The organism is Fibrobacterota bacterium, assembly GCA_019509785.1.
Lineage (GTDB): Bacteria > Fibrobacterota > Fibrobacteria > UBA11236 > UBA11236 > Chersky-265.
The window spans coordinates 34,247-46,863 of record JAEKLQ010000054.1 but is presented as its reverse complement, the minus strand read 5'-3'; the positions used below and the strand labels follow the sequence as shown (position 1 = coordinate 46,863).

General features: G+C 61.0%; 12 protein-coding genes. 3 read left to right on the top strand and 9 right to left on the bottom strand.

The features are described from left to right. Positions 1-46: 46 nt before the first annotated feature. The 4 genes from JF616_16355 to JF616_16340 all read right to left on the bottom strand — a co-directional run bounded on the left by JF616_16355 (position 47) and on the right by JF616_16340 (position 4,793). A complete protein-coding gene (locus JF616_16355) occupies positions 47-976 on the bottom strand; it encodes a hypothetical protein (protein MBW8889328.1) in 930 nt (309 codons plus the stop codon). A gap of 6 nt (positions 977-982) precedes the next feature. Beyond that, the gene (locus JF616_16350) at positions 983-2,770 is read right to left on the bottom strand and encodes a hypothetical protein (GenBank protein ID MBW8889327.1); all 1,788 of its coding nucleotides are present in this window, start codon (positions 2,768-2,770) and stop codon (positions 983-985) included. 23 nt (positions 2,771-2,793) lie between these two features. Then, positions 2,794-3,201, bottom strand: coding sequence for a hypothetical protein (locus JF616_16345; protein MBW8889326.1), 408 nt, complete (start codon positions 3,199-3,201; stop codon positions 2,794-2,796). 326 nt (positions 3,202-3,527) lie between these two features. Next, positions 3,528-4,793, bottom strand: coding sequence for a glycerophosphodiester phosphodiesterase (locus JF616_16340; GenBank protein MBW8889325.1), 1,266 nt, complete (start codon positions 4,791-4,793; stop codon positions 3,528-3,530). 137 nt (positions 4,794-4,930) lie between these two features. On the opposite strand from JF616_16340, the gene JF616_16335 reads away from it, so the two are divergent. Continuing rightward, on the top strand, positions 4,931-5,593 hold the full coding sequence (locus JF616_16335; GenBank protein ID MBW8889324.1) for a DUF2461 domain-containing protein: 663 nt from the start codon (positions 4,931-4,933) through the stop codon (positions 5,591-5,593). A 10-nt stretch (positions 5,594-5,603) separates the two neighbouring features. Here JF616_16335 and JF616_16330 read toward each other — a convergent pair whose 3' ends face one another. Continuing rightward, the gene (locus JF616_16330) at positions 5,604-5,894 is read right to left on the bottom strand and encodes a helix-turn-helix transcriptional regulator (protein ID MBW8889323.1); all 291 of its coding nucleotides are present in this window, start codon (positions 5,892-5,894) and stop codon (positions 5,604-5,606) included. Positions 5,895-6,064: 170 nt separating this feature from the next. Between JF616_16330 and JF616_16325 the strand changes: the two genes are divergently transcribed. Continuing rightward, the gene (locus JF616_16325) at positions 6,065-7,108 is read left to right on the top strand and encodes a hypothetical protein (protein ID MBW8889322.1); all 1,044 of its coding nucleotides are present in this window, start codon (positions 6,065-6,067) and stop codon (positions 7,106-7,108) included. 126 nt (positions 7,109-7,234) lie between these two features. Further along, positions 7,235-9,136 (top strand): biosynthetic arginine decarboxylase, encoded by a 1,902-nt coding sequence (gene speA / locus JF616_16320; protein ID MBW8889321.1) that lies wholly within the window; start codon positions 7,235-7,237, stop codon positions 9,134-9,136. Positions 9,137-9,161: 25 nt separating this feature from the next. Here speA and JF616_16315 read toward each other — a convergent pair whose 3' ends face one another. The 4 genes from JF616_16315 to JF616_16300 form a co-directional block, all read right to left on the bottom strand. Then, positions 9,162-9,596 (bottom strand): type I restriction enzyme HsdR N-terminal domain-containing protein, encoded by a 435-nt coding sequence (locus JF616_16315; protein MBW8889320.1) that lies wholly within the window; start codon positions 9,594-9,596, stop codon positions 9,162-9,164. After that, positions 9,593-10,729, bottom strand: coding sequence for an endonuclease/exonuclease/phosphatase family protein (locus JF616_16310; GenBank protein MBW8889319.1), 1,137 nt, complete (start codon positions 10,727-10,729; stop codon positions 9,593-9,595). The genes JF616_16315 and JF616_16310 overlap by 4 nt, the downstream gene beginning before the upstream one ends. Then, positions 10,726-11,634, bottom strand: coding sequence for a hypothetical protein (locus JF616_16305; GenBank protein MBW8889318.1), 909 nt, complete (start codon positions 11,632-11,634; stop codon positions 10,726-10,728). The genes JF616_16310 and JF616_16305 overlap by 4 nt, the downstream gene beginning before the upstream one ends. A 192-nt stretch (positions 11,635-11,826) precedes the next feature. Further along, a complete protein-coding gene (locus JF616_16300) occupies positions 11,827-12,540 on the bottom strand; it encodes a DoxX family membrane protein (GenBank protein ID MBW8889317.1) in 714 nt (237 codons plus the stop codon). Between the last annotated feature and the right edge of the window lie 77 nt (positions 12,541-12,617).

The window sequence follows — 12,617 nt, the reverse complement described above, 5'->3', positions numbered from 1 at the left end:
AATCTTGGAAATCCATTCCGGGAAGTATCTGGTAAGCGGAAAAGGACTAGAAGGAAGCGAGGATGGACCGCTCATCGGCGGTCAGGGAATCCTCAAAAGCGCTCAAACGCGCACGCGCGGAGGCCAAATCCGGATCCGTAGGGTCGCGTGCGGACCGTAGGGCGATGGCGGCGCGCATCCGGAAAGCCGTACGCAAAGGCAGATAAACGCCTCCGCCTTTATCCCAATGCGCGAAGGCCAAGGCCTTGCCCAGATCCATGGGGCGCCCCTCGCCCCCGGAGCGGGCTCGGAAATCCTGTCCCCAATCCGAGCAGAGCACGAAGGCGGCCACGCGCTCGTATCCGTTCGCGTTCTGGTTCGCATTCCGATTGGGTAAAGCGGCCAGTTCGCGGATCACGTCCATGCCCGAGCGTAACTGGTCGCCGCCTTCGAGATAGACCGCCAAAGCATATTCCCCCGGGGCCCGGGACAGGATTTCAAAAGCGCGCTTGTCCTCCGGAGCGGAAGGCGCGGCGATTTCCACGGAAACCGTATCGGACAACGCCTCCGCTTCCTTCGAGAACCCTGGAGCCGCGGCGCGCTCTCCCCTAGCCCCGGCTTCCGCGGGAGCGCGTAGGCGAAGCACGTATCGCCCGGGCCGCGGGAAAACCCATCCCCCACCCTCGGCGATCAGGCGGGCATAGCGCAGGCCCGGAACCGCGCCCGGCCCGTCGGCGCCGGGACGCGACCGGAAACGGAGCGGCGGACGGTAGAGGTGTTCGCCGCCGTCCGGAGCGCGGATGACCAAAATGGTCGTTCCCTCTTCCAGCGTGGGCGGGCGGCCATGCGCGCCGTCCATGCGCAAATAGACGGGTTCGCCCAGGAGGTAACGCGCGTGTTCCGGATGCAAGGCGAAGGGATAGCCCGCGGCGGCACGTACCGCCATGCAAGCCAGGGTCAGGCAGAAAACCGCCCGGGGGCCGAAAGCGAAGGGCATGGGCGCCTACTCCGCGTAGAAGGAGGGCATGGGGCCGGAAACGGGCCCGATGCCGAAGCGGCCGGGCTTGGCCCAGGCCTCCGGCGCGAGCTGGTACCAGTCCAGTTCGGAGTGCGCCGAGCCGGCGGCGGGCGAGGAATTGAACCGGAGGGTGTTGTGATCGACGTCCGTAAGGCTCATGATGCTGCCGTCCGAGCATTCCCGGGCGCAATCGTAGGCCTCATAACGGCATCCCGAAACGCCGGAAGGACAAGCATCGCCGCACCGGACCCCGCCGCAAGCCGAAGCATCGTTCCAGCAGAAACCGGCGCTGGGGCATGCGCCCCAGGATGGATGCATGTTCAAGGCCAAACCGACGCCATGGAGCGCGCTCAAGACCGCTTGGCGGCCGCGCCAATCCTCCCCGCGCCCGTCCAGCGCCGGCCAGAATACGGCGGCCCCTTCCCGGGAAATCCCGTTGCCGTCGGCGTCCCCGTAATCGAACATCGCCTCCCATACGTCCGGCTCGCCTTGCAGGGTCCAATCCACCACGAAAAGATCCAGCCGCCAATCGCGTACGTTTTCCAGGGAAGCGGTCCCGTAATCCCGCGTGGCCGTCATCAGGTCATGCAATTGGGCCTCGGTCACGGCTTGACCCGGATCGGCGTAGCCGTCGAAGGGAAGGTAGAGAATGCCGTTATCGCCGCTGCGGTTCAACGTCAGGTCATCGGGCCCGGCCAGGTCGGCCAAGGCGTTACGGAAGGTGCGGGCGCCGTCCCCCGTAACACGCAGGGGACTGTCCGGATCGAATGACCATCCCCCCATGTACTCCGGAGGGTGCTGCCGCACCGTAACCGCCAAGGGCCGGGATGCCGGGCGTTGGAAAAGCTTGCCCGACAACTCGCAGGCGTTCCACGGGCCCGCCGCGCCCAGGGACAGGAAAATCATCTGGTCCCGCCCCGCCACGGCGTAGCGCGGGTAATCGGCGGTCTCATCGGTGATCTGGAGGATTTCGGAAACGTCCGGAGCGGGTTCCGGATTGCCGTCGTACGCGGAGTAGGCCTTGAAGGTCGCCGTCACCGAGGTGGCGGCGTCCCCCCAGAGCACCAGGCCGAAACGGGGGTGGTCGCCGTCGAAGAGGCGGGCGAAGCCGGCGTTCTCGACGCCATGGTCCGTGGCAGGCGGCATGGCGGGATATGCGACCGTGATCTCGTGCGCGGAAGCCGCCCAATAGGCCGGGCCGCCGGGAACGAAATCCAGCTCGCCGTCGGCCGCTTCCCGGTCCGGGTATTGCGGCGGGCTTAAGGAACGTCCCTCCGAAGCTCCCGACCAGGCGAATTCGGCGAGATCATTCCCCGACCCGGCCATATCGTAGTCGGCCCGCACTATCATCCGCCAGGATCCGATTAATCCCACGTCCGCTCCCGATAGGAACCCCGTGAACCGGAATTTGCCGTCGTCGTAGAGATACAGGATCGCGCCTATCTCGGTCCCGGGGGTAACCTGGAAGAAACCGTAACGGGCGATGTACCCATCGCCTTCGAACTGCCCTTGGAATTGCAGAGGACCCAACGGGTAACGGGTCCCGTCAAACTCCACGCCGACGCAGGCGAGGTCGTAGAACACGGTCTTTTCCTCCGCCTGGCCCGGAGCGGTCCATACCCGCTTGGAGGCGCCCCGGACGTGGAAGCCCAATTCGGCATCGGCCCCCCAATCCTGCAAGGTCCAATGGGACGTCGTGTCCAGCGCCGGATAAGAGAAAGCCCGGACCGAAGCCGGGACCGCCAGGAGGACCGCGAAGAGTAGGGCGACCACTAAGTCCCTCCGGTACGCCGCCGTCATTTACCGCTCCCCGCCGAGGGTGGGCGCATGCGCACACGCATCTTGGATGCCATGGCCCTGAGCACGGTAGCGACATGGACGGGGGACGGCGCTCCCTTCTCCTGGCAGACGATTCGCAATCCACGGCGCAAAGCACGCTCGTCCACGGGGAAGCGGACATCGGTTCCGGCCCTTGTGTCATTCACTTCCACTTCGAACCAGGCGACCGGCCCGGAGGCGACCGTGTCCGCCGCGGAATCGCATGGAAGTGCGCGGAGAAGAGAATCCGTTTGGTCGGGCGCTTTCCCGCCGATACGGGTGACCGTCGCGGTAAGCGAATCGGCCGCGAAAGAAAATAAAGGCGGCGGCGGTTCGGCGGAGAGAGCCATGGCGGCCAACAGGGTGCATATGAGGAAACGGGTCATGGAAACCCCATGCGGAAGTCTCCGATAAAGTAACCGCAGGGATCCATGCCTGAGTAGGATATTCCGGATCCTTCGCTGGTATTTTACTCCGCCTTGCCCGAATCCGGTTCCGCACCTCCAAGATGCAACGCCCTGGAAACCCCTCCATTGCGGGCTTGCAGGGCGTTTCCAGCGGGAAGCGCTGCCGTATTCCGCTGCTTACCGGCGCTTACCTTTCATATTAATGGCGATGGGTTGCGCCTTTATCGCTTCGATCCACGCGCCCTAATCGCACGCCGCACTCCGGGGCCTTGCCACCCCGAAGCGACGCGTTTCAGGGACATCCGTTATTTCAATCCCATGCAATTTGCATAGTACGTCACGGTTCCCGCCCAATCCGAGAACACCCCGAGAATGCCCACCTTGCGGGCCAGCACGTCCAACATCGCGAACTCATCGCCATCGTTATTGATTGCGGGAGCCAACGACTGGTAGTAATAGCCGCCTCCGGTGGCCAAGGGACCGGACCGTTCCAAGGTCCAAGTGATGATGTCCAAGCCCAGCGACTTGGCCTTCATGGCCCATTCCGAGGGTACGATTTTGCCGTTGGCATCCAGTTTCACCAGCACCCAGGTCGGCGGGGCCACGATGCGCACGCCATCCTTCACCAACGAGGGCAAGCGCGCCAGGCTACGGTTGTATCCGTCGGCGGAGTCCACCAGGGCATCGAGGAATACCGCCTGCTTTCCGAATTTGGGCTCATACCGAATGAAGTACTTGATGTCGTCGTACAGGAAGGATTGCGCGAAAACCCGCTTGGGATCGATGCGCATTTCCTTATATTCGTCGATCATCTTCTGGGCGAATTTTTCCTGGGTGAAGGTTCCTTGGAACGGCATCTTCACCACCGGAGTCTTCACCTCGGGCGTGAAGTTCCGGCCCAAGCTGTCGATCAGGCGGATGCTTTCCTTATGGCTCAGCACGGTTCCGCAGGTCGCGTACATATCGGTACGGAAGGCAGGCGTTCCTTGCTGGAACTCCTGCGGGGTGGAGGCCTTGGGATTGAATCCGTCCATCTTCCCGCACAAGGACTTGAACTCGGCCAAGGTAAAATCGCTGGTACAGCACTTCGCCGAGGCCGGCCTGCCGGTGGCCGGGTCGTAAGGGCTGAAGGTCTCGCTGCACTTGGAAGCCAAGGCCGGAATGGTAAGGACGTTGGTGGTGGTGGCGAGATCGCATTGATCGTGCCGGCACACCAGTTCCTGGTCCTTGGTGAAGGTGACGTCGCATTCCAGGACGCCGGCTCCCATGCGCGCGCCCGCCTCGTACGATTCCTTGGTCTCTTCGGGGAACATGAGGGTTCCGCCCCCACGGTGCCCGATGGAAAATCCGGTGACATGGTTTTCATCGTCCTCGCAAGATTGCAGCTTTTTCTTGAGAGGCCCCTCATCCATATTGTTGATCAGGTAGTACGGGCGCACGCCGACCTGCACCTCGTAGCCATGTCCGCGTTCGCGCGACATGCCCCATTCCCTTTCGTCGTGGGCGTACCCGGGCTTGCCGGCAATGCAGGCGATGAGGGCGGCGCCGCAAGCGGCGGCCGCGGTGTTCATCTTCGTCATGGGATCCTCCTTTAGGGTTGCCGGTAAATTACGGCCATCGTATTCGATCCCGGTTTCCGCCCCGCTCCGATCCGATGAAAGGATGTTTCGCTTCCATTCCGGAACTACCTTTTCCGCCGGAGGTCCCCATGTTGTCCAAATCCACTTTCGCGTTCCTGATCGATTTGAAGAAGCACAACGATCGGGATTGGTTCCAGGCCCATAAGGAGCGCTATCTGGCGGCGAAGGCGGATTTCGAAACCCTGGTCGGGGAAGTGATCCGCGCGATTTCCGCCTTCGACAAATCGATCGAGCATATCGATCCCGCGAAATGCACCTTCCGTATTTTCCGCGACGCCCGCTTCTCGAAGGACAAGTCCCCTTACAAGACCAACATGGGCGCGCATATCGGGGTGGCGGAAAAGAAATTCCAGCAAAAGGCCGGATACTATCTCCATCTGGAACCCGGGAATTGCTTTCTCGGCGGAGGGGCCTACCGTCCCGAAGCCGCTTGGCTTAAAGCGATCCGGGAAGCCATCGCCGAGGACGGGAAATTCTTCCGCGGGGTCATCAACGCAGCCGCCTTCAAGAAGCAATTCGGATCCATGTCGGGCGAAACCTTGAAGAAGGCCCCACAGGGATATCCCCCGGAACATCCCCACATCGAATTGCTGAAGCACAAGGATTTCCTGGCGATGAAAACCCTCAAGGATGCCGATTTGCTAAAGCCCGCGTTCGTCAAAGAGGCAGCGGCGGCCTTCAAGGCGCTGGTCCCTTTCAACCGCTTCCTCAACGACGTATTGGAACCTTAGCGGACTCTCGCTAACCGCGGCGCTTTTTCTTCCCGGCCCGGTAGGCCGCTGACGGCCGTTCCATCACCCAGCTTTCCGGCATGGGATGCGTCGGGAAGAATTCGGAGATGCTGATCTCCAGCGCCTGGGAAATGCGCAGCAAGGTGGAAACCTTTGCGTCCACCTTCCCGTTCACGATTTTGCTCAGGGTGCCTTTGGGGATGGCGTGCTCATGGGCGAAGACCTCCACGGTCGCATAGCCCTTCGCGGCGATTTGCCGTTTAATCGATTGGCCTAGGCTCTGGAAGGGATCGAGGTTCATGCTGCGACGGAGCCTGCGCGCACATTTTGTGCGAGGTGCAGAGCGGCATGAAAACTAGGGAAAAATCTCCTCGCCGAGTTTCCTACGGGAAACTATTTTCATGTTTCTTGTAGGAAACCTCCGAGCTATTCGCGTCCCTATCCGCACCCATCCGCATCAAAAGGGGATCCATGGAAAGTCCCGCGCTTCATCTCCGCTTCTCGACCCAAGCCTGGATGCGCGCCGATTTATTGAAAGCGTTGCACGCCGCACTGTTAACCGAGCTTCCGCGCAAGGAGGTACTGGAATTCTGGTCGCGCCATCCCTTCACCTTGTTCCGCGGCCCCTTGCCGCAAAAGAATTTCCTGCGTTATCTGTGGGAAGGCCGCGCCAAGCTCCCGGTTCCCTACTTCTGGTCCGTCCTCGCGGATCTGGAGGCATTCCTAGAGGGCAAGAGCGTTCGCGTCGATCGCCTCTTCCAGCTCATCAACCATGGACCGGGCGGCGGGCCGCCCTTGGACCCGGACTGGGTGATGCGCGCCATGCCCTCTCCGATCTCCGGGACTCCCCCGACGGACCCACATGCCTGGCTGCTGGCGGGATTGCCCGAACTGATGCGTAGCCTGCTTCCGGGTTGCCGGATGGACGGGGTCGAGGACGGGTCTTCGCAATCCGGCTCCCGGCTATTCTTGTTTCAGCCTCTGGCGATCGTGCCGGAATCCCCCGCGCCCGATTTCCGCCTTTTCCCGGGGAAGCTCCTGCTCGGTCTACCCAAGCTTTTCGGCTGCGCCGCTTTCAACCGATTGGAACTGCTTGCGGATATGCGCGGGCCGGCTGCTTACCTGGTCGGGCCTCCGGAAGACGACTGGAACTGGAAAGGCGATGATTTACTCTATCGCCAACGTCGCATGGGGCGACTGGAAACCTTGGATCGGGCTATCGACGCCTGGCCGGAGGCGCCGGCATTGCGCGAACCCCTGAATGAGCTGCTCTGGCATCCGGTCCTGCGAATGCAAAAGGACTTCGCCCCTCGGAATGCCAAGGAGCCGAGATTGCGCGCGAACCGTATTTACGGATCGCCGGTTAACATCCTCCGCATCGGCTATGGCGGGAACCGCGGTTGGGAACGCCTGGCGGCTTGGCTGAAGCAAAAGCCCCTTCCGGCCCGCGAAGCCCTTCCCGGTTGGGAAGTAGCCGACAGGCTTCACCGCGAGTTGATCGACGGGTTGGAATAGCGCACCCCGCAACAGCCCCGAAACCCTGCCATCCCCGGGCGCATATTGTAAATTTCCCGCTTTCGCGCCGCGCCTGGAACGGGTGCGGCGAACGGGTACCTGGGCAAGGCGAGGACGATGAACGGGATGCGCAAGTGGCGGATCGAGGACAGCAAGGAACTCTATAACGTCAACGGCTGGGGCGTCGGCTATTTCGGCATCAACGACAAGGGCCATGCCACGGTCAGCCCGGAGCGCGCCGAAGGCCCGGAGATCGATCTCAAGGAGATCATCGACGAGCTCCGCTTCCGCGACGTGGGCCTCCCCGTGCTGGTACGCTTCCCCGATATCCTGGACGATCGCATCGAGCAAATCTCCAAGTGCTTCGACGCGGCCGCCAAGGAATACGGCTATAAGGGCCAGTACTACAACGTCTACCCCATCAAGGTGAACCAGCAGCGCCCGGTGCTGGAGGAAATCGTCCGCCACGGCAAGAAGTTCAACATCGGCCTGGAAGCCGGTTCCAAGCCCGAGTTGCATGCGGTGCTGGCCATCATGGACAATCCCGAGTCCCTCATCATCTGCAACGGTTACAAGGACGAAGAGTTCATCGAACTGGCGCTCCTGGCCCAGAAGATGGGCAAGAAGATCTTCGTGGTGGTTGAGAAGCTGAATGAGCTGAAGCTGATCAAGAACATGGCCCTGCGCCTCAACGTGACCCCGAACGTGGGCATCCGCATCAAGCTGGCCACCTCGGGCAGCGGCAAGTGGGAAGACTCGGGCGGCGATCAGAGCAAGTTCGGCCTCAATTCCTCCGAGTTGCTCGAAGCCCTGGACTACGCGCGCGAAGAAGGGATCATGCATTACATCCGCCTGGTCCATTTCCATCTGGGCAGCCAAATCACCAACATCCGCAAGATCAAATCCGGCCTGAAGGAAATCGCGCAGTTCTTCGTGCAGATCCAGAATACGGGCTGCAAGATCGAGTTCGTGGACGTGGGCGGCGGCCTGGGCGTGGACTACGACGGCTCGCGTTCCACCGGCAACAGCAGCGTGAACTATTCCATCCAGGAATACGCCAACGACGTCATCTATACCCTGTGCGAGGTCTCCAACAAGCACGGCCTGCCCCACCCCAACGTAATCGCGGAGTCCGGTCGCGCTCTGACGGCGCATCATTCGGTGCTGGTCTTCAACGTCCTCGAAGTGGCCCGGCCCCCGTTCTGGGACGAGCAGGTTCACGTCATCGATGCCAAGGCGCCGGACGTTCTCAAGGACATCCACAACATCTACAAGAACTTCGCCTCCCACAATATGCTGGAAGCCTGGCATGACGCCATCCAGAACCGCGAAGAGGTTCTCGATGCATTCAACCTGGGGATGGTCGATCTCAAGACGCGTGCCTTGGCGGAGCGGCTGTTCTGGTCGATCGCCCAGAAGGCGGTCAACCTCTCACGCCAGATGAAGCATCCGCCTATCGAGCTCCAGGGCGTGCCCATGCTCTTGTCCGAAAAGTATTTTTGCAACTTCTCGCTCTTCCAATCCCTGCCGGATTCCTGGGCCTTCGATCAGATCTTCCCCATCATGCCCATCCAGCGCCTGGACGAAGAGCCCGGGCAGCAGGTGACCTTGCAGGACATCACCTGCGATTCGGACGGGAAGATCGATCACTTCATCGGCCAGGGGGATTTTTCCCGCAGCGTCCCGCTGCACACGCCGAAGCAGGACGAAAACTATTGCGTCGCGGTCTATCTGGTCGGCGCCTACCAGGAGATCCTGGGCGATCTGCACAACCTGTTCGGCGACACCAACGCCGTCCACATCACCGTCAACCCCGACAAACAGGGCTACTCCATAGCGCAAGTGATCGATGGCGAGTCCGTCGCCGACGTGCTGGACTACGTGCAGTTCAGCGACAAGAACCTGGTGCGCACCATGGAATCGTGGGTGTCGTCCTCGGTGAAGGAAGGCAAAATCAGCTTGCAGGAAGGCAAGGAGTTCTTGGCTATTTATCGGTCGGGGTTGTACGGGTATACTTACCTGGAATAACGATCGGAAAGCATCCCTCGGGTTTTCAGGGATGGGATGGAGGAAAGTACGGCAGCCCAGCCGTTATCACGTATCCTTCTCCCTCGCGCTCAAGCACGCGCGTAACCTTTCCGTTCGTCAACATCACGTAGCGGCAGGGAATCCGTTTCAGATATCCGGCCGCCTGCCAGGCCACATCATCGTCGATGCGACACCCAGGCTCTTTGCATTCCACCAGTAGCCATGGGGCAAGCTGGCCTTCCCCCGGCCGCCAGGCCACCACGTCCACGCGATGGAAGTTGCCCGGTTCCAAATTCGCCAGGGAAAACTCCACTCCGATGAGATTCGCCGGCACGCCTACCGTATCCACGAGATAACGGATCACCGCCTGACGAACCCGTTCTTCCGGGGTGGCGGCCACCCGGCGCTTGCGGATGGGATCGAATAATCCTTCCGCATCTTCCCCCGGATCGGATGTCACTGCGCCACCAGCACCGCCCGCACCATGCGATGATCGGTGGCTAACAGCCGCGTTCCATTCCCGGCGGTGAAAGGGCCGTGCAGGGCGGTAGCATGTTCCACGGTCTTGACCCAATGGCGCGCCATGATGAAATCGATGCGCCGGGTGGACCAGCCGGCCGTGGTATCCCAGAGCGCGCTGGACGCCACGCAGCAAGAACTACCGTCGGCTTCCACGGTGGAATCGTAGGTATCCGAAAATCCGGCGTCCGTGAGGATGCGGTGGGCGCCGCTTCCCGGATCGATGTTGAAATCGCCCAGCACCACCTGCGCCACGGCAGTCTTTCCTCTGGAATCTTTTACTTGCTCGGCTTGCTGGAATTTCACCAGCTCCGCCGCTTGATTGCTGCTCACGTCCTCGAAGACTTCGAGATGGGTGGTATAGACCTGCCAGGTGACGCCTTTGGGGGTTCGGAATTTCGCGTACCCCAGGGCGCGGATGGATTCGGTGGGATTGTCCGATGATAACCGGAAGACGTTGAAATACCGCAGGCTGTCCTTCTCAAGGATATTGAAGGCGGGATTGATGAGCAGAGCGTTGCCTTCATGGAAATCGATGCGGATGGAACTGTCGCCCTTGCTCCCGGTGAGAACCGTATCGTTGAGCGGGATCGGATAGACGATATAGGCCGGGCCTCCATCGGCCTTGATGGAATCGACCAATTCCTGGAGGTAGTCGTCGATCAGCACGCCATTGCGCTTGAAGTAAAGCACTTCCTGGAGGCCGACGACGTCGAGATGCAGGGAGTCGATAGCGTGCGCCATCCCTTTCATGCGATCCTTGGCCCGCGTCTGGAGATAGCGGTCGTAGAGCTTGGTAAGGGCCGCGTACGCGGTTTCGGGCACGGCCATGTCGGTGAAGACCAGTTGCGACACGGGAAAGCCGACGCACATGTTCAAGGTGGCCATTCGTAAGGTATCGGCAGGAGAAGCGGCCGAGAGGGCCACGGTGTCTTTGGGGACTACCGCGCCGGTGCTGCCGAAATCCGACTGGACCTTGGAGCAGGCGATGGCCAGTAATGCCAGGGCCAACGCCACCCCGGCCTTGATCGCCACGGCATGGATGGGATCTTTGCGGTTGCGGACCGGGGTCATATGTCCCTCCAATAGAAATTGAGCTTCAGGGCCACGAACCAGCCGGTGAAATCCCCGTTCACGAGATGGAAGCGGGTATTGGGCGCCGCTTGGGCCTTGGCCTTCGCCTGCTCTTCGGTGCCTACGTAGATCTTATCATCATCGGGATTGGCCGTGAAGGATTCGAAGTACATGTGCGCCCCGTTGTTGGCGTCCGGGAATACGCTTTTGAAGATTTTCGAGTCTCCCTGCTGGTTCCGCAAGGTCAGCCCCTGCACGTTGGAAATGCGCCAACCGGTGCGCCAGTCGAGTCCCACCCAGCTGGCGAAGGTCGGCAGGTATTCCAGATCGAGGAACGCCTTCTGCACGGGGTTGATGCCGGGCCAGATATCGAAACGGATATGATCATCGGGAGCGGCGCCGGCGCCGTAGTACTTGGCCGTCATTTCGATATGGGCCGAACCCGCGAGCACGCCTAACCCATAACCCGCGCCCACCCTCAGCCATCGCCAGGGCTGGCGCGAGTAAGATAATTGCAAGGTAATGGGAAGGAAGTCGAAGACCTCTTGCGCCTCGATACAACCGTACAAACTGGATGGCTTATAATTGGGGTCGCGCAAGTCCGCGCAAGTCACGCGGTAATTACGTTCCGCCTCTTCCAGATCGAAGGGGACTTCGCTTTGCCCGAAGGTTTCCACCCAGAATTCCGCTTCCAACCCAAGGCTCCAAGGCCCTTGCTTCGCGCCCAATACCAGGGCGTTCTGGGGATGCCCGTTGAACTGGCGTACGTCGTACGGATTGAATCCCTTTTCCTTGGTGGTCTTCTCCATGAGAAGGAGAACGCGATTGAAATCCTTGGCATCGTAATGGGTATAGCCTTCGGAAGCGGATAGGAATAGGTCAAAGGCACGGGAGGACGTGGCCAAGGCAAGCAGGCCAATGGCCGCATGCCGTAACGGTAAATAGCTCAGTTCGGATCCTCCCGGCGGAACGATAAACCGGATTCCCGCCCGCCCTAGTCTGCGGGCCCTTGTAGGAATATACCGCCGGTCGCGCGCTTTCCCCGTCCGCCCGGGGGCATCGCAACGGGGGGTTCCGCCCCGCTAGGTTCGCCGGCTTTAGCGGTTCCTGCCCCAATGGATGTAGCGGCGGCCGCCCGTTAGGATCATCCAGGCCACCGGTAGAAGCAGGACCAGATCGCGTACCAGGGAGAACCAGGACTCCCCCGCGTCCGTGGCGCCCTCGATATCGAAGCAACCGCAGGCGATGCCGAGATTGCGCAGTAACGCTTGCCCCAAAGCGACGATGAACATCACCAAGAGTACGCCGATCAGGAGGGCGAATTCCTGTTCCCAGAGAGTGAGGATTAGCCCCAGGCCTACCGTGATCTCGAAAGCGGGCAGCCATATGGAGAAGGCATCGACGGCGAAGGCAGGCAGTAATTGGTATTGCGCCACCAAGGTGGCGAAGCCTTTGGGGTCGGAGAACTTGGGGTAAGCGGCTATCAAGAACATGCTACCGAGCCCCAAGCGCAGGACCGTCCGGAGCATGGGACCTACTCCCGCCTTACGGGATCGGTTCAGGTAGACCATGGCCACTAATATGATGGCCAATCCTGCCAGTATCGCGCCTTGATGCGCCCGGAAATCGTGTAAAGCCACCTTGATCCCGGCCTTGAGGCCCTCGGCCACCGTCAGGGTGGGCCAGCCTTCGGGTTTGGGAAGCACCTCGGGCGAACCGAACCACGCGACGGAGTGGCCGCTGAGGAGATTGTTGATGGCCGCCAAGGCTCCGGAAAAGAGAACCGCACCCGCGAATACCGCTTTTTTCATGAGCTAGAAGGTACAAAATCAGGCATCCAATTTCCGTTTTCGGGAGGGAACGAGTCTCTGGTATCATCCTCATCGAA

Excerpts from the sequence above, each read along its gene's own strand:
- JF616_16330 (MBW8889323.1), bottom strand. The coding sequence starts at position 5,894 with ATGAACCTCGATCCCTTCCAGAGCCTAGGCCAATCGATTAAACGGCAA.
- JF616_16335 (MBW8889324.1), top strand. The coding sequence starts at position 4,931 with ATGTTGTCCAAATCCACTTTCGCGTTCCTGATCGATTTGAAGAAGCAC.
- JF616_16300 (MBW8889317.1), bottom strand. The coding sequence starts at position 12,540 with ATGAAAAAAGCGGTATTCGCGGGTGCGGTTCTCTTTTCCGGAGCCTTG.
- JF616_16355 (MBW8889328.1), bottom strand. The coding sequence starts at position 976 with ATGCCCTTCGCTTTCGGCCCCCGGGCGGTTTTCTGCCTGACCCTGGCT.
- JF616_16340 (MBW8889325.1), bottom strand. The coding sequence starts at position 4,793 with ATGAACACCGCGGCCGCCGCTTGCGGCGCCGCCCTCATCGCCTGCATT.
- JF616_16310 (MBW8889319.1), bottom strand. The coding sequence starts at position 10,729 with ATGACCCCGGTCCGCAACCGCAAAGATCCCATCCATGCCGTGGCGATC.
- JF616_16325 (MBW8889322.1), top strand. The coding sequence starts at position 6,065 with ATGGAAAGTCCCGCGCTTCATCTCCGCTTCTCGACCCAAGCCTGGATG.
- speA (MBW8889321.1), top strand. The coding sequence starts at position 7,235 with ATGCGCAAGTGGCGGATCGAGGACAGCAAGGAACTCTATAACGTCAAC.
- JF616_16345 (MBW8889326.1), bottom strand. The coding sequence starts at position 3,201 with ATGACCCGTTTCCTCATATGCACCCTGTTGGCCGCCATGGCTCTCTCC.